Annotated in this window: 18 protein-coding genes; 6 read left to right on the top strand and 12 right to left on the bottom strand. The window is 50.9% G+C overall.

Annotation, left to right across the window (positions count from 1 at the left end; all coding sequences use genetic code 11):
• Nucleotides 1–16 precede the first annotated feature (16 nt).
• Together pth and DXV75_RS12725 are read right to left on the bottom strand one after the other, a co-directional pair.
• A complete protein-coding gene (pth, locus tag DXV75_RS12730; protein WP_115593809.1) occupies nt 17–604 on the bottom strand; it encodes an aminoacyl-tRNA hydrolase in 588 nt (195 codons plus the stop codon).
• Between the two features lie 5 nt (nt 605–609).
• Nucleotides 610–1245: a 50S ribosomal protein L25/general stress protein Ctc gene (locus tag DXV75_RS12725; RefSeq protein WP_115593808.1), complete on the bottom strand. Its 636-nt coding sequence runs from the start codon at nt 1243–1245 to the stop codon at nt 610–612.
• Between the two features lie 57 nt (nt 1246–1302).
• Here DXV75_RS12725 and DXV75_RS12720 point away from each other — a divergent pair, with 57 nt between their 5' ends.
• Complete coding sequence (locus tag DXV75_RS12720; RefSeq protein WP_115593807.1) at nt 1303–1716, top strand: DUF3604 domain-containing protein; 414 nt, start codon at nt 1303–1305, stop codon at nt 1714–1716.
• A gap of 51 nt (nt 1717–1767) precedes the next feature.
• Here DXV75_RS12720 and DXV75_RS12715 read toward each other — a convergent pair whose 3' ends face one another.
• From DXV75_RS12715 to DXV75_RS12700, 4 genes are all read right to left on the bottom strand, one after another.
• A complete protein-coding gene (locus tag DXV75_RS12715) occupies nt 1768–2652 on the bottom strand; it encodes a 5'-methylthioadenosine/S-adenosylhomocysteine nucleosidase (protein ID WP_115593938.1) in 885 nt (294 codons plus the stop codon).
• Between the two features lie 55 nt (nt 2653–2707).
• Nucleotides 2708–3118 carry a VOC family protein gene (locus tag DXV75_RS12710; RefSeq protein ID WP_115593806.1) on the bottom strand — a complete coding sequence of 137 codons (411 nt, stop codon included), beginning with the start codon at nt 3116–3118 and terminating at the stop codon, nt 2708–2710.
• A gap of 128 nt (nt 3119–3246) precedes the next feature.
• On the bottom strand, nt 3247–4539 hold the full coding sequence (locus tag DXV75_RS12705) for an NAD(P)/FAD-dependent oxidoreductase (RefSeq protein ID WP_115593805.1): 1293 nt from the start codon (nt 4537–4539) through the stop codon (nt 3247–3249).
• 81 nt (nt 4540–4620) lie between these two features.
• Nucleotides 4621–6690, bottom strand: a complete 2070-nt coding sequence (locus DXV75_RS12700) for a TonB-dependent receptor (protein ID WP_425451711.1) — start codon at nt 6688–6690, stop codon at nt 4621–4623.
• Nucleotides 6691–6930: 240 nt separating this feature from the next.
• Between DXV75_RS12700 and DXV75_RS12695 the strand changes: the two genes are divergently transcribed.
• Together DXV75_RS12695 and DXV75_RS12690 are read left to right on the top strand one after the other, a co-directional pair.
• Nucleotides 6931–8049 carry a TonB-dependent receptor gene (locus tag DXV75_RS12695; RefSeq protein ID WP_115593804.1) on the top strand — a complete coding sequence of 373 codons (1119 nt, stop codon included), beginning with the start codon at nt 6931–6933 and terminating at the stop codon, nt 8047–8049.
• Between the two features lie 4 nt (nt 8050–8053).
• Entirely contained in the window at nt 8054–8857 is an 804-nt protein-coding gene (locus tag DXV75_RS12690) for a substrate-binding periplasmic protein (protein WP_115593803.1), read from the top strand.
• 31 nt (nt 8858–8888) lie between these two features.
• Here the strand turns inward: DXV75_RS12690 and DXV75_RS12685 are convergent, their stop codons facing one another.
• The 3 genes from DXV75_RS12685 to DXV75_RS12675 form a co-directional block, all read right to left on the bottom strand.
• Complete coding sequence (locus tag DXV75_RS12685; protein WP_115593802.1) at nt 8889–9296, bottom strand: MAPEG family protein; 408 nt, start codon at nt 9294–9296, stop codon at nt 8889–8891.
• Between the two features lie 298 nt (nt 9297–9594).
• A complete protein-coding gene (locus DXV75_RS12680; protein WP_115593801.1) occupies nt 9595–10209 on the bottom strand; it encodes a class I SAM-dependent methyltransferase in 615 nt (204 codons plus the stop codon).
• A gap of 55 nt (nt 10210–10264) precedes the next feature.
• The gene (locus DXV75_RS12675; protein ID WP_220272531.1) at nt 10265–10726 is read right to left on the bottom strand and encodes a GNAT family N-acetyltransferase; all 462 of its coding nucleotides are present in this window, start codon (nt 10724–10726) and stop codon (nt 10265–10267) included.
• A 180-nt stretch (nt 10727–10906) separates the two neighbouring features.
• On the opposite strand from DXV75_RS12675, the gene DXV75_RS12670 reads away from it, so the two are divergent.
• Complete coding sequence (locus DXV75_RS12670; RefSeq protein WP_245953209.1) at nt 10907–12349, top strand: BNR-4 repeat-containing protein; 1443 nt, start codon at nt 10907–10909, stop codon at nt 12347–12349.
• A gap of 34 nt (nt 12350–12383) precedes the next feature.
• Here the strand turns inward: DXV75_RS12670 and DXV75_RS17175 are convergent, their stop codons facing one another.
• Both DXV75_RS17175 and DXV75_RS12660 read right to left on the bottom strand, forming a co-directional pair.
• Nucleotides 12384–12698, bottom strand: coding sequence for a DUF6122 family protein (locus DXV75_RS17175; protein ID WP_115593799.1), 315 nt, complete (start codon nt 12696–12698; stop codon nt 12384–12386).
• A gap of 102 nt (nt 12699–12800) precedes the next feature.
• On the bottom strand, nt 12801–13118 hold the full coding sequence (locus DXV75_RS12660) for an antibiotic biosynthesis monooxygenase family protein (protein ID WP_115593798.1): 318 nt from the start codon (nt 13116–13118) through the stop codon (nt 12801–12803).
• Between the two features lie 150 nt (nt 13119–13268).
• On the opposite strand from DXV75_RS12660, the gene DXV75_RS12655 reads away from it, so the two are divergent.
• On the top strand, nt 13269–13553 hold the full coding sequence (locus tag DXV75_RS12655) for a type II toxin-antitoxin system RelB/DinJ family antitoxin (protein ID WP_115593797.1): 285 nt from the start codon (nt 13269–13271) through the stop codon (nt 13551–13553).
• Entirely contained in the window at nt 13550–13831 is a 282-nt protein-coding gene (locus DXV75_RS12650) for a type II toxin-antitoxin system RelE/ParE family toxin (RefSeq protein ID WP_115593796.1), read from the top strand. The genes DXV75_RS12655 and DXV75_RS12650 overlap by 4 nt, the downstream gene beginning before the upstream one ends.
• Nucleotides 13832–14139: 308 nt before the next feature.
• On the opposite strand, the gene DXV75_RS12645 is transcribed toward DXV75_RS12650, so the two are convergent.
• A partial coding sequence (locus tag DXV75_RS12645) for an integrase core domain-containing protein (RefSeq protein WP_147291831.1) occupies nt 14140–14227 on the bottom strand: 88 nt, incomplete at its 5' end.

The raw sequence follows: 14227 nt of genomic DNA, 5'->3' as shown, positions 1-14227 counted from the left end.
CAGTTTGGTTGTTCGGTTACGCTTCGGCTTTGAATGAATGCAGCCGGTGTTGCGCTTGTGTTATGTCGCTGCTGAGCAGAATTTCAGTGCAGCGGACCGCTTCGTCGATTGCACTGTCAATGGCCTGTTTTTCGGCCGCTGAGGGTTTGCCCAGCACGTGACCGGTTACCCGGCTCTTGTGGCCCGGATGCCCGATGCCAATGCGCAAGCGCAGAAAATCTTTATTGTTGCCCAGTCGGGCTACCGTGTCACGAACGCCATTCTGGCTGGAACTGCCGCCAACCTTAAATTTGGCTACCCCAGGTGGTAAATCCAGTTCATCGAAAGCCACCAGGATCTGTTCCGGTTCAATGCGGTAAAAATTGGCGATGGCTGCTACGGCCTGGCCGCTGCGATTCATGAAAGTAGTGGGGTAGAGCAAGCGTACATCTCGGCTTGCAATGGTCACCCGAGCGGTCTTGCCAAAAAACTTGGATTCCGGCTGTAGCTGGGTGTGGTAGGCGTCGGCGAGTTGCTCGAGATACCAAGCGCCGGCGTTGTGTCTGGTGTGTTCGTATTCGGGGCCTGGATTACCCAGGCCCACAATCAGGCGAATATCAGCCAAGCAGATTATTCCGCTGCGCTGTCTTCACTTTCTGCTGCATCAGCTTCAGGTGCTTTAGGCGCAGGCTTGATAGTTACAACCGCCAGGTTGTGATCTTCATCGCCCTTGGCCAGCTCTACTGAAGAAACACCAGCAGGCAGAGTCAGGTCAGACAGGTGAACAGTGTTACCCATTTCAACGCCGCTCATGTCTACTTCGATGAATTCAGGCAGATCTTTTGGCAAACAGGTGATTTCAACATCAGTCACGTGATGCTCAGCTACACCACCGTCGTTCTTCAGTGCTTTACACTTGTCTTCGTTAACGAAGTGCAGAGGAACGTTAGTGTGGATTTCCTGACCGGCGATAACGCGCTGGAAATCGATGTGAGTGATTTTTGGCTTGTATGGGTGACGCTGCATGTCTTTAACCAGCGCTTCAACCTGCTTACCACCGATGTTCAGAGTCAGAACGTGAGAGTAGAAAGCTTCGAAGTCGGCTGCGTTGATCACTTTGTTGTGCTCAAGAGTCAGTGCTACTGGCGCTTCTTCGCCACCGTACAGGATAGCAGGTACTTTGTCAGCGTGACGAAGGCGGCGGCTCGCACCTTTCCCCAGGTCAGTACGGACTTCTGCATCCAGATTAAAAATTGCTTCAGACATTGGATGTCTCCGGTATAAATAATTAATAAATGTGGGTTTTTGCGACCAAAACCCACGATGAATCGGCCAGAAAAAGGCGTTTCAGACCTGCCCCGAAAATCAAGGGCGGCGAATTCTACCACTGGAGAGCCGCAGATACAAACCTCAAACCGCAGGTTGGCGTGCTCTGGGCGGAGTTACAGCGAAGTTGTGGGGGAATTGGTGTTCTCACCGGGCATCGGTGCGACGGTGGATTTGCAAACCTGTGAGTTCAGCAAAGACAGAGGGGCGGCTACCCTGGCGACCACCTGGGAAGATACGGATTTTTCTGCCAATGAAAGCGCGTTTTATTATGTCAGAGTGCTGGAAAATCCGGTGTGCCGCTGGAGCATGTACGATGCGAAAAGAGCCGTAGTGGAGCATCCGGCTGATTTGCCAGCGACCATCAAGGAGCGGGTTTGGAGTTCACCCATCTGGCACGGAGGTTCGTAAATATTTCCAGGGGGGCATTTCGCCCCCTCGATTCATTGCAAAGGTTTATCTTTACTCTGATTTATCAGGTTGCTTCGACAGTGAATCGATGTACCGGGTGACCATATCCTTCACGAAGGCCTGGCAATCTTTGGCGGTAGATGGGTCGTAGTGGCCCTGATTGGTGGCATTGTTAGACAGCACCCGCACGCCAAGAAACGGCGTTTGATACGCGTGGGCAATCATGGCCGCGGATGCGGTTTCCATTTCTTCCACACTGGTGCCCAGGTGAGTGTGCAGCCATTCAATTCGGTCCAGCTCATTGTTCCAGAAGTTGCCGCTGGCGATGGTACCTTCCACTACCTTGCCGCGCTGATAGGTCGGTGCAATGGCTTTGGCGGCCTGCATCAAGGCTTCGTTGCCGAGATAATAGCGAATTTTTTCGGCATCAATGGCACTTTTGCCTTCTCCCGCGCTGCCGGATGACGCCATTAAATCCATCGGGATCCAGCTGAAAGGATCACTGCCTTCGCCACGGGCTTTTTTTGGGGTTTTGAAGTTGCTGGCGTTTACCGCACGTTTGCCCAGCACAATGTCACCGACCTGCAGTTTAGGATCGTGCCCGCCAGATGTGCCCTGGTTGATGATGGCCAGCGGTTTGTAGCGCTCTATGCCAATGGCCGTAGCGGCGGCGGTATTTTCCAGCCCCTTACCGGTTTGGGCAACAACAATCGGGTAGCCATCAAGCTCGCCCAGGTAAAAGGTGGCATTACCGGATTTTTCCACCCGCACGTCAGTCAGCAGGCTGGCAAAATATTCTGCCTCAATAGGCATTGGGCCCTGGATCATGATGGGCAGTTTAGGCTCAGCCGAAGGCGGCACCGACACACTTTTCATACCTTGTGCAGCGGCTAACGGGCTAAACAAAAGCAAACAAAACAGCAGATTTTTCAACATGTATTCAACCTTGGTATTGTTGTTGATAGTGGTAATAATTGTTTTATCGTGCCGGTCAAGGCAGGGTGGCGGGTTCAATCAGATCCCATTTGTTCCCGCATAAGTCACGAAATATGGCGACGGTGCCGTAAGGTTCCTGGCGGGGAGGCTCGTCAAACTCTACGCCCCGGGTGCGCATGTACTCGTAGTCTGCGGTAAAGTTGCGGCTGTGAAGGATGGCAAAAACGCCGTCGCCAGCCTGTTTGCCGAGCGCCGTTCGCTGAGCCGCGGAAGTGGCTTTTGTTAACACCAGTGCCGTGCCCTCAGTTCCCGATGGTATTAACCGTACCCAGCGCGCGCCGTTACCCAGGTCCTGGTCTTCCAGCAGTTCAAAACGCAGTACTTGGGTAAAAAAAGCGATGGCAGCATCATAGTCTTCAACCAGTAAGGTGACACTGCTGATGGTGCAGGGATTGGGATTATTCATTGGCGATCTCTATATGGGATTGCAGGGAAACTAGCACAGTGGGGGGCACTCACGCAAAAGCGGCGATGCAGTTGGCAGGCGTTGTGTGCCCGCAGAGCGGGCACCACGTTATTACTTCACCGGCAAGCTCAATGCAGTTTCAGTTTGGGGCCGACCAGATTGCTGACCTTACGTGTGAGTAACGTCAGCGTGCCTTTCAGCCAACCGTGTATGGCAAACTGGTGCATGTTGTACAGCGACAGGTATACCAGCCTGGCCAGACGGCCCTCAATGAACATGCTGCTGTTTGACAGTGATCCCATCAGGCTGCCCACAGTACTGTACTTGCTCAGGTGTACCAGTGAACCGTAATCCTGATACTTGAACGTTTTCAGTGGCTTGCCGTTGAAGGTGTTTATAATGTTGGTGGCAGCCGTTGAAGCCATCTGGTGTGCAGATTGAGCCCTCGGCGGCACCCAGTTACCGTTAGGCTGCTGAATGCCACAGCAGTCACCAATCACGTAAATGGTTGAATCATGCGTACTCTGCAACTGTGGCGTAACCAGGATCTGATTAATACGGTTGGTTTCAAACATGCCCAGCTCAGTGAGGAAATCCGGTGCTTTTACGCCGGCGGCCCACACCATCAGGTCGGCTTCTATCAAGGTATCCTGTTTGGTTACAAACCCCTGCTTTTCAGCCCGGGCAACCATGGTGTTTTCCATTACCTTAATGCCCAGCTTATTGAGAGCGTAACGGGCGGCATCGGCGATACGCTCCGGCAGTGCAGGTAAAATGCGCTCTCCGGCTTCGATGATGGAGACTTTCAGCCGTTGCGGCGACATATCCGGCATCCCGTAGGCTCTGGCCAGGTTGGCAATGTGGTGTAACTGGGCTGCCAGTTCGGTACCGGTAGCACCGCCGCCGACAATGGCAACATGAAGGTGGGATTGGGCATTGCCAGACTGGTTAATGCGCAACAACTGGTTCAACAGGGCCTTGTGAAAGCGCTCGGCCTGGGCCAGCGAATCGAGCAGATAACAATGCTCTTTTACACCGGGTGTGCCGAAATCGTTACTTGCACTGCCGATGGCCAGTACCAGGAAATCGTAGTCAATTTCCCGCTCTGGCAGGATTTGCTGCCCTTCGTCGTCCAGCAGCGGGTCGAGCACGATGCATCGGCGCTGGGCATCAATGTGGCGCATGTTGCCCAACTGGAACTGATAACGGTGGCTGACCGCATGCATGCGATAGTCCACACCGTCGGAGTTTTTGTCGATAACCCCGGCAGCCACCTCGTGGAGTAAGGGCTTCCACAGGTGGGTTTTGCTGCGATCTACCAGGATCACCTCTGCCTGTTTTTTACGCCCCAGTGTTTTACTCAGGCGGGTCACCAATTCCAATCCACCGGCTCCTCCGCCGACGACGACTATTTTCTTCATGGTTTATCCTTAAATCTAAGTTGTGAAATTGGTTCCAGTGTTTACCGATGGCGCTGGTGATGCGGTTAATGCAATTCGGGATCACCATTGGTAATTTGCGCTTACCAGCAGATTACGGGGGCGGCCCGGAAAATACCGGTCGCCGCCGAAGGCGGTGTAATCTGCCCGTTCCGCGTACGCCTCATCGGTTAGATTGTTGATTCGCGCAATTAGGCTCAGCCCGTCGCTGAGCCGCCATGCTGCTCTGAGTGCCAGCAAATCATGGCCTTCGTATTCATGCAGATTTTGTGGTTCGGTATAATAGCGGCCAACGTGCTGCCATTCCAGCTCGAGTCTGGTGTTGTGGGTGAGTTTCCAACCGAGCCGGACATTCGCCAGTGAACGGGGCGCGGTATCAATGTCATTGCCGGTAATAACCGTGTCTGCTCGCATAGGTTCATGCTGGTAGGTGTGCTGCGCCAGCGTAGCGGCCATAGCCAGATCAAGCTGCTTGGTAAGGGGCGTTTGCAGCTCAAGCTCTGCACCGATGTGTCGGGTTCTGCCGTTGTCCACATTGAAAAAATCTGCATCGCGGTAAATAACATGCTTTTTTTCCATCCGGTACAGGGCAACGGCAATACGCAACTGCCGGTACTGGCCTTGCAGACCAAGCTCCACATTCTGCGCCTGTTCAGACTCTAGATCGGCTACCTGTTGCTCCCGTTGCAGGCGGTACAGTTCGGTAGCCTGAGGTGCCCGGTAGCCTTTGGAAAGGTTCAGGTAGGCAGAAAGTTGCGGGGCAAACCGGTAGCTGATGCCAAGCTTCGGTGAGGCATTACTGAATCGGTGTTCCGCACTGGGCGGGCGGGCGTATCGACATCCATCAAACCCGCACTCCGTGCCGTCGTCGCGGGTGCGCCCATCCAGCATGCGGTTGGTGTAGTCGTAGTGCATACGCTCATAGCGCAGGCCCAGTGTGGCGAGCCAGTTGTTCCGCTGCCATTGCAGTTCAGCAAACGGTGCGTAAAGGCTGGCATTGACAGTAAAATCATAATGCTTGCCTTGTGGCACGGTTTCAGCCAAATACGCCGAGCCTTCGGTTGGTTCATTCTGAAATTGCAGCAAGGCACCCTGGGTGTATTCAGCGTCCACTCCCAGGCTGACATGCATATCGCCAGTTAACGGGCGTTTCCACAAAGATTGCACCCCAAGCCCTTGCTGACGGTTGTATTCATAAGGCAAGCCCGGCAGAAAGTGCATGCGAAAATCCATATTCTGGTCGCGCAGGTAAGGGGTGATTGTCAGATTGCCATTGGCCACCGCTGCATCAAAACGGCTCCACAGCCGTGCTGCCCGGGCGTGCCGATAGGCATCCGGGTCGCTGTTGGAACGGGCCAGTTGCTCGTCTTTATAACTTTCAAACCCTTCGATGTAACCTGCTGTATGCTGGTTGAGGTGTGAGTAGGTGAAGCCGGTGGTCACCGAGACGAGATGGCCATCGTAGCGGTGGCGCAGATTGATTTTTTGCAGGTCAACACTTTCGCCCTGCCGGTAGCCGTTATCTCGTGTCACACTGGCGTTGAGCCCGATGCCTTGCTCACCCCAGTCTTTGCCGGCCCTGAAGCGGGCGCGCTGATAGCCGAAGGAGCCGGTGTCCACACCCGCAAGGCCTGTGCCTGTGGTGGTGTCCGGCGTGATCACATTGATCACGCCGTGCACGGCATTGGAACCGTAGAGTACAGAGCCTGGGCCTTTGAGGACTTCCAGTCGCGCCGCCATTTCGCTGTGGGCCTCAAACAGTTCGTTGACGTTGCAAAAGCCCGCTGCCCGCAGAGGAATGCCATCTTCAGCGGTAAGCAGCCCCCCACAGGCACCGGCACCGGTAAAAACCGGGGAGCGCAGTGCCGGTAGATATTCCTGTCCGTTGCCCTTTTGCAATCCGGCGCCGGCAACCAGTTTCAGCGCCTCTTCAATGTGGGTTGTGCCAAGCAGGCTCAAGGTGTCATCTGAGAGTGTGCTGATCGCCAGAGGAAGAGCGGCTTCTGGTGAAGTACCGCGGCTGGCGGTGGTAGTAATGCGTTCGATGTCTGACGGTAGCTGTGCCAGCGCCACGAGCGGAGCCGATAAGGTCAGGTACAACAGGAATTGAATCGGTAAACCGTGCAACTTCAGAAGGCCCTAGTTAAATATGAAAATACTTTTGTAGCGGCATGGTAAGGGGCTTTGTTGTGTTTGAAAAGCGGTTGGCAGGCTTTTTCTGATGAATTCGCTTTTGTTTACTGGGGCCGCCCGATGTGCTGAAAGTTTTCTATACTAAGTGCATTGAGTTCAAACTAATTGTATGGGTTGTGGCGTTATGCTTCGGGATTTAAGCATTGAATTATTGTTTTGTTGCCGGTGTGTCTTTCAGTAATGAGGGGTATCAGAACTCAAATCTTACTGGCTCTTTGCTGCGTAAGCCTGCATTTTGGCTTGCAGGCGGACGAATTGCCGGTTGACCTTGGAGGCCACATTCGGCTTAACTACAGCCATCAGGACTGGCAGGAACCGGAGTTTCGTGACGGTTTGGGCTTCGAGTCGCTGCGCTTGAATTTGTCCGGAGAACTGCAGCAGTTCAGTTATAAAGCCGAGTATCGCTGGTATGAAAGCGGTGATTTCAACACGGTACGTTATGCTGACCTTTCCTATTCAATTGATCCTCAACTCACCCTCACCGCAGGGATAACAAAAGTGCCCTTTGGGCAACTCCCGTTCGCATCCAACAGCTTTTGGTTCTCGGTGAACTATTACCTTGGTTTTGAGGACGACTATGACGCCGGTCTGGTGCTCGATTACCGCACCGGCAACTGGGAGTGGCAGGCGGGCTATTTTATCAATGATGAATACAATGATGCGGGCAAGTTTGGCCGTTATTCGTTTGACGTAGCCGACGATGGTGAGTTTCGCAACAAGGAAGACGGCCAGTACAACATTCGGGTCAGCTACACCGGTAACCTGATACGCAGAGCAACTACAACCCTTGGGGCTTCGTATCAGTACGGTGAAATTCTCAATCTGGATACCCGAGATGACGGTAGCCTGAATGCGTATGCGCTGCATTTACGCCACATTCAGGGGAATGTGAAACTGGAACTTGAATACGTGGATTTCGACTACGACCTTGCTGCTCCTGAAGGCCAGGCCATCGATCGCGTGGCAATTTCCGGGTTCGAGTATCCGTATTTGCTGGTTAGCGAAGGCCAGACATATCTGGCTAATCTGGTGTATTCTCTGCCTTTTGAATTCAGCTCGCTTACGGATTTCAAGTGTTATACCGAATACAGTAAAGTCGATTCGGATCTGGCTTCTGCGCGGGTGTCCTCCCAGTGGGTAAATGGTTGCAGCTTTGGCTGGGGTAAGCTTTACACTTATATAGACAGTATTCAGGGCCGCAACATGTGGTTTTCCGGCGGGCCCGGAGTGGGTTTGGATCTCGGGGGGCGGCAGCACCGTACTCACCGTCTGAATATCAGTTTGGGGGTGTATTTTTAAACTCATGATCATACGACTGTGCCAATTACTGCTATTGATTGTGCTGCTGATACCGGGAGCGATCCAGGCTCATGCGTGGTTAACACTGAAAATCGCCACTACCGAATACCCGCCGTACGCTTCCGCCGATATGCAGCATAACGGTTATATTAACCATATTATTGCCCAAGCCTTGCTCGAGACCGGCGTTGAGGTGGAGTTTGTTGTTCTGCCCTGGGAGCAGGCTGTTGCTGAAACCTTGGCCGGAAAATACGATGCGTTGTCTTACGGATACTATGTTCGTGCCAGAGAAGATGCGTTTTGGCACAGTGACCCGGTGACAACCGAAAATCTGGTGTTCTATGCCTCCGCTCAAACAGGATTACGCAAATGGGGCCAGTTTGACGACCTTGAGCGCTACAGAATGGGAGTGACAGGTGGGTATTTGTATACTGACGAACTGGCAGACTACATAGCCATCGGGCAAAAAGTGATATCCGCAAAGTCCGACCTGAAGAATCTGCAGGCGCTGGTTGCAGGCAGTATTGATGTATTTCCGGTGGACGAGCTAACGGGTTGGTACTTACTGCAACGTGACTTTACCGACAGCGAGCGTGAACAGATAGTGTTGCTGGCGCCTATTATTTCGACCGTAACCACGCATCTACTGGTGCCCAAAGGAAGCAGACAAAGTCAGTTGACTCTTTCATTGTTCAACCACGGGCTTCGGGAACTGACCTTGCAGGGTAAAATGAGCCGCTTCAAGCGTTTGTTGAAAGAGGGGTTTTACCAGCACCCGCAAAAACCGGTGAATTACGACCGGCGCTGAGGATGCACTTTTGCCGGGACAGTTGCACTGTTTATCCCATCCAGTGGCCTGTTGTCACAGCGAGATAGAAAATATAAATACAGGTTACCCAACCGGCTACAAATGCCAGTGTTCGCAAGGTAGCCAGATTGGCAAGGTAGAGCGCTGCGTGAAGTATTCTGGCTGTCAGAAACACGTATCCCGCCATGGTCAGTGTGTTCAAATCCACGTTGCCTGCTATCGCAATCACCAGAACTGCAGTCAACATCGCCAGTGCCTCCCAGGCGTTTTTGTGCGCGGCTATTGCCCGGGCACCGGCGCCGGTTAGCATTGCCTGTTGCATGCGTGGATGATGGTTGTCGAATTTGCCGAATTCCTTAACCCGAAAATAAGCGCCAATTGGGGCGAGAACGTAGGGCAACAAGGCGGTGATAAACAGCACAATGATTATCGGGGGCATGGAAGTCTCCTGTCGGTTGGTCTGATGCGGTAATTTAATGCCGGTTCAGTAATTGGCACAATGTTCTAGGGCTGTGTCGTTCGCCATTTACTTAGCTGACTAAGCTTCATGACTCTCGCCTTGCCCTGAAACTACTCAGAGAACAAATTTGAACAGCAAAGATCAACCGGCCCTAATTTGCAGTGTAGCAGTTGGTTCAGGTATGGGCGCTTGAATGCTTCCATAACCCGATCAATCTCTTTCAGTACTATTTTCATCACGCAACGGCGGAGGTTACAAGTGCTTTTGCCCGCCAGGCTCAGCATTTTTTCAGCATGCAATACAGAAATTTCTGTTCATTACCACCGGGTGTGATGTGCGTTTCACTCTCTTGGGTGACGAGTTCAAATTTTGAACCAAATTCCGCCTGTAACTGTGCGGCGTGGTATCGCACAACAGGCAAACCACTGCATGTGGTTGGCCCATCATGGGCAAACGTGGCCATCACCACCCAACCTCCCGGTTTAACCGCTTTCAGTACCCGTCCAACATAAGCAGAGCGTTCGGCTGGTGTGGTCAGAAAATGAAAAGCGGCTCTGTCGTGCCATACGTCATATATCTCATCAGGCAAATTGGCGTGCAGGATATCCGCCGCAATCCATTGCACGCTGACTGGGCTGTCGGGCAATCGTGCCTGGGATTCAACCAGGGACTGTTCGGACAGATCCAACACAGTAATGTTGCTGTAACCAAGCTCCAGCAGGTTGCCCACCAACGGTGAAGCGCCACCACCTACGTCAATAATCTTTGCGTCGAACGAAAGACCGGCTTGCTGAATAAGATGAACGGAGAGTAGGGCGCTTTCCTGAAACCAGCTCACCTTATCCGCGTTTTTGGTGGTGTACACCTGTTCCCAATGTTGTTTTGCTTTCACTGCTTTCCTGTTCGAAGTTGTGGGGACGGTGAAATTGAAGTCTGTATGGCTTGTATCATACTTTCCGGCGCATGAAACAGCTATTTGGGTCCGGCTGGTAATCGCTGAACGGCCCACACAGCTCAAAACCAAATTTTGTGTATAACTGCCGGGCTGCAGCAAAATAATCCTGGGTGCCGGTCTCCAGCCACAGGGATTCATACCCTTGTTCTTTTGCCTGATTCACGATGAAACTGAGCAGTCGGGATGCCACACCCTGGTTTCTGAAACCGTGGGCGGTGCGCATGGACTTGAGCTCGGCCTGAGTGCTATTCAGTTTTTTAAGTGCGACACAACCCGCCAGCATATGGCCCTGCCAGGCACTGAAAAAGGTGATGTTCGGGGCTTTCAAAGCAGGAATATCCAGAGCGTGGACACTTTCCGGCGGAGAAGTGGCGTACATGTCACTGAGATGCTCTCGTAGCAGACCAATGACACAATCGTCGCTTAAATCGTCCTGTTTAATCAGCACTTTTATTGGGGACTCTCGCTCAGCGGCTTAACGGTGGTCCAGCTTAAACGTTTTGAAGGATTGTGTTAATTGTCTTTTTGGATCAAAATCAATCTAAATGAGTCAAAAACGTGTTTTGCTTCTGCTTGCTGCGACCTTAGCTCTTACAGGCAGTAACGACGCAGAATATTGGGGAGTTGGGTTGTCGTGCTGAGATTGGATGAATTACAAAGGATTGGGATCGTTGCTGTATTTTGCCTGGTTGTAAGTATTTGCAGAGCAGGCGAGAGTGAGCAGGTGGATTATTTCGCCGACAATGCTTTGGGAAACCCGTTGGCGCTGGTGCAGCACCCGGCCGGAATTCACAGTAATGGCGTTACGTATATCGCGTATCAGGGGCCGCTGGAAGACCCTTATATAGTTGCGTACAACCACAAAACACAGCAATGGCAGGGGCCTGTAAAAGCGGGTACCAGTGATCTTGGCAAGAATCTTCATATTAAGCCCAAAACGGACAATCATGGCAAACCCACCCTGTTGATCGATGATTTGGGTTACATACATGTCTTTTTTGGTGGCCATGGTGCTGGCAGTAAATACGGCAATAACCCTTTGGGCCGGGGTGGTGTAGGGCGCAATAAACATGTGGTTTCAGTAAAGCCACACGATATTTCCGAATGGCAGGAACTGGACAACATATCGGTGTTTGGTACCTACAATCAAGCGGTTAAAATGGACAATGGTGATATTTATCTCATCTACCGCCACGGAGCCCACCGAAGTGATTGGGTATATCAAAAGTCTGTTGACCACGGGCGTACCTTTGCAGAACCGGTATCTTTTTTGAAACATCAGCAGCGAACCGATTTACCTGCAACAGACAGTTGGTATGTTTGGGCAACCCGGGGCAAAAATGATGACATCATTTTTGCCTACGATTATCACCTTTGCTGGTTACAGGGCGAAGGGCCGCGTGGGCGTGGCCATGTTACCGAACGCCATGATCTGTATTACATGGTATTCAACACCCAGTCCAATTCCTGGCGTAACATTCACAACCAGTCGTTAGCCATACCTCTTACCCGTGAACTGGCCGATAAACAGACCCGTGTGGTGGAAACGCCGGAAGACCACTGGACTTTCATGGGTTCGGCTCACTTGGATGGGCAAGGTTACCCTCATATTGCGCTCAATTCAGGTAGAGACACAGGCGTTAATACCGGTGGCCCGAAACAAACCTTGTATTACCGTTGGGATGGCACGCAGTGGCTGGGAGGAAAGCCGGTACATTCAGAATCATTGCGCAACAATACGGATACCCGGGGGGATTTTGCAGTGACTTCTTCTAACGAAGTGACGTTTGCCTTAGGGTATGAAGAGCAGGGGAGTAGCATAATTGGCTACCTTCAAAGTAAAGATGGCGGCACTACGTTCAATCGAACCAAAAGTTTGCTAACAAGCAAAAATGCCGAGTGGGCTCTGACCGCCCTGATTGACAATGCCCACCCTGAAGCCCGCCTTATTGTCGCGGAAAAACTACCCGGTAACCAGTGGCACAAAATATACCTCGTTGGTGATAACGGCCCTGTACCAAGAGCCAGGTCAGAAGCCGATGTGTTGACACCTGATGACACACGGGTTTTGCAGTAGGTTGTATGTAAACGTCAGGCCTTAGGTTGCAATTTTAGTTAGACCAAGCACCATTCGTAGTTTGGCAATCTATTGAATCTAATGCCATATGTAAAGACAGGCCCAAACCCACTAATCTGCTTTTTGGGAAAAAAATTAGTAGAAGATACAGTAGGATAAACCAGAATTGATGAAGGGGATGAAAGCCTATGCTGCAACGGTTAGGATCATAAATAGGGTTTGCCATTAAATGGTCTAAATCTACCAGCATTGTTGATATGAGAATCAGGTATGCCTGTTTCCAATTATTTCGATAGAAGGCCGCCACCAATATCAAGGGGGCGATAAAATGCAGAGCGATGTGAAACATGTATTTTCTTAAAACTTATTGCCCAGAAACTAGCTACAATGCGAAGCAGCCATCTGTTTGTTGTTGGTGCCCCAGTGTACAGCACTTGTCTTTAAATGTTCGTTACATGCCATAGTCTCGTTCTACTTTTACAATACGCACCTTAAACGATTCGTACCATAACTTATGGCCATTTCTTTGAGCCTGTAAATGTTCTGTATTGGCTTTCCAGTTTTTAATAGATTCCAGATCAGCCCAATATGAAACGGTAATGCCAATGTTCTCTCTGGCCGATTCTGCACCCAAATATCCAGGCTGTTGCTCAGCGAGCTCAATCATTCTGTTTGCAGTTTTGCTATATCCATTATCGCAGGCTGTTCGAACGGAAGTGAAAATAACGGCATAATATGGAGGCTTTGGAGTACTAGCTATATTGGACATCAACAAAACTCCTTGGCATATAACGCCCATCTCGAAGCGGCCATGTGCGTTTTTGTTCCAGCGAGCACCGCGAGTGTTAATGCGTTTGTTAGTTGCCGTAAACTCAATGCGTGTGCTAACGTTTGTGTGTACACGCATAAGGAGTTTACCATGGATACTCGCATACAATTTAGAGTTGATGAAGAAACTAAACACTTGGCTCAGGCAATGGCTGAAAGCCAAGGGCGTACCTTAAGCGACGCATGCAGAGAGCTTACTGAAGAACTTGCTGAACAGCAACGCAAAGTAATTATGCATGATCAGTGGCTTACAGAACAGGTCAATGCAGCGTTTGATAAACTAGAAGGTGGCCAGAGTGAGTTTGTCAACCATGAAGAGGCCAAGTTGGACATGGAAGCTCGAAAAATGAAAATCAGGAATAAAGCCAAAAAATGATCGTTTGGGAAATAAGTTCGCTGAACGATCGTGAGGCTATTTTCGAATTTTTGTACGAATTTAACCCATTAGCAGCAGAAAAAACTGATGCAGTAATTGAGGGAAAAGTCGAAAACTTGAATCAACAACCTCTAATGGGAGTTGAGAGAGAAGGTATACCGGGAAGGTTGTTAATAATCCCTGAGGTCTCAATGATAGTTTCATATTTCATAAAAGACGAAATAATTCACATTCTTCGAGTTTTACACCAAATGCAAAAATTTCCTGTAGACAACTAACAGCCGCTTACCGAGCAAAACTGGAAAACTCTAATTTAGAGCTGTCTCATTAAAGGGGAGGTTTACACCAGCGAAGCGTGTTTATGGGATTGTTAGCTGCCACCTGCCGCCATAACTATAGCCCCCAAAAAGACCGCTGGTACCGTAACTACTGAGTCTATAACTATAGTTGCTGGTGTTGCTGCTATTTTTCCAGCAGTTTCGGTAAAAGTTGACGGCTGTGCTACTGCAATCTGGCGACGTTTTTCAAGCTTTTCCAAAGGTAATATGGTAATCCTCCCATTTTTAACTGACGCTAAAAGTAGAAGTTATGCTGCCATCAAAGGTGGTTTTCCACCGTTGGCTTTGTGTGGTCGTTCGTGATTGTAAAACCACAGCCACTTCGTTGCATAGTCC

Origin of the sequence: Alteromonas aestuariivivens, from assembly GCF_003367475.1 — a bacterium.
GTDB classification, from domain to species: Bacteria; Pseudomonadota; Gammaproteobacteria; order Enterobacterales; family Alteromonadaceae; genus Alteromonas; species Alteromonas aestuariivivens.
The sequence above is the reverse complement of the archived record's forward strand: the minus strand, read 5'-3'. Positions and strand labels throughout refer to the sequence as shown.

Coding starts and splice junctions, on each gene's coding strand:
- DXV75_RS12655 (WP_115593797.1), top strand. CDS start 13,269: ATGGATACTCGCATACAATTTAGAGTTGATGAAGAAACTAAACACTTG.
- DXV75_RS12690 (WP_115593803.1), top strand. CDS start 8,054: ATGATCATACGACTGTGCCAATTACTGCTATTGATTGTGCTGCTGATA.
- DXV75_RS12720 (WP_115593807.1), top strand. CDS start 1,303: ATGAATCGGCCAGAAAAAGGCGTTTCAGACCTGCCCCGAAAATCAAGG.
- DXV75_RS17175 (WP_115593799.1), bottom strand. CDS start 12,698: ATGTTTCACATCGCTCTGCATTTTATCGCCCCCTTGATATTGGTGGCG.
- DXV75_RS12660 (WP_115593798.1), bottom strand. CDS start 13,118: ATGTCCAATATAGCTAGTACTCCAAAGCCTCCATATTATGCCGTTATT.
- DXV75_RS12695 (WP_115593804.1), top strand. CDS start 6,931: ATGAGGGGTATCAGAACTCAAATCTTACTGGCTCTTTGCTGCGTAAGC.
- DXV75_RS12705 (WP_115593805.1), bottom strand. CDS start 4,539: ATGAAGAAAATAGTCGTCGTCGGCGGAGGAGCCGGTGGATTGGAATTG.
- DXV75_RS12685 (WP_115593802.1), bottom strand. CDS start 9,296: ATGCCCCCGATAATCATTGTGCTGTTTATCACCGCCTTGTTGCCCTAC.
- DXV75_RS12710 (WP_115593806.1), bottom strand. CDS start 3,118: ATGAATAATCCCAATCCCTGCACCATCAGCAGTGTCACCTTACTGGTT.
- DXV75_RS12650 (WP_115593796.1), top strand. CDS start 13,550: ATGATCGTTTGGGAAATAAGTTCGCTGAACGATCGTGAGGCTATTTTC.
- DXV75_RS12725 (WP_115593808.1), bottom strand. CDS start 1,245: ATGTCTGAAGCAATTTTTAATCTGGATGCAGAAGTCCGTACTGACCTG.
- DXV75_RS12715 (WP_115593938.1), bottom strand. CDS start 2,652: ATGTTGAAAAATCTGCTGTTTTGTTTGCTTTTGTTTAGCCCGTTAGCC.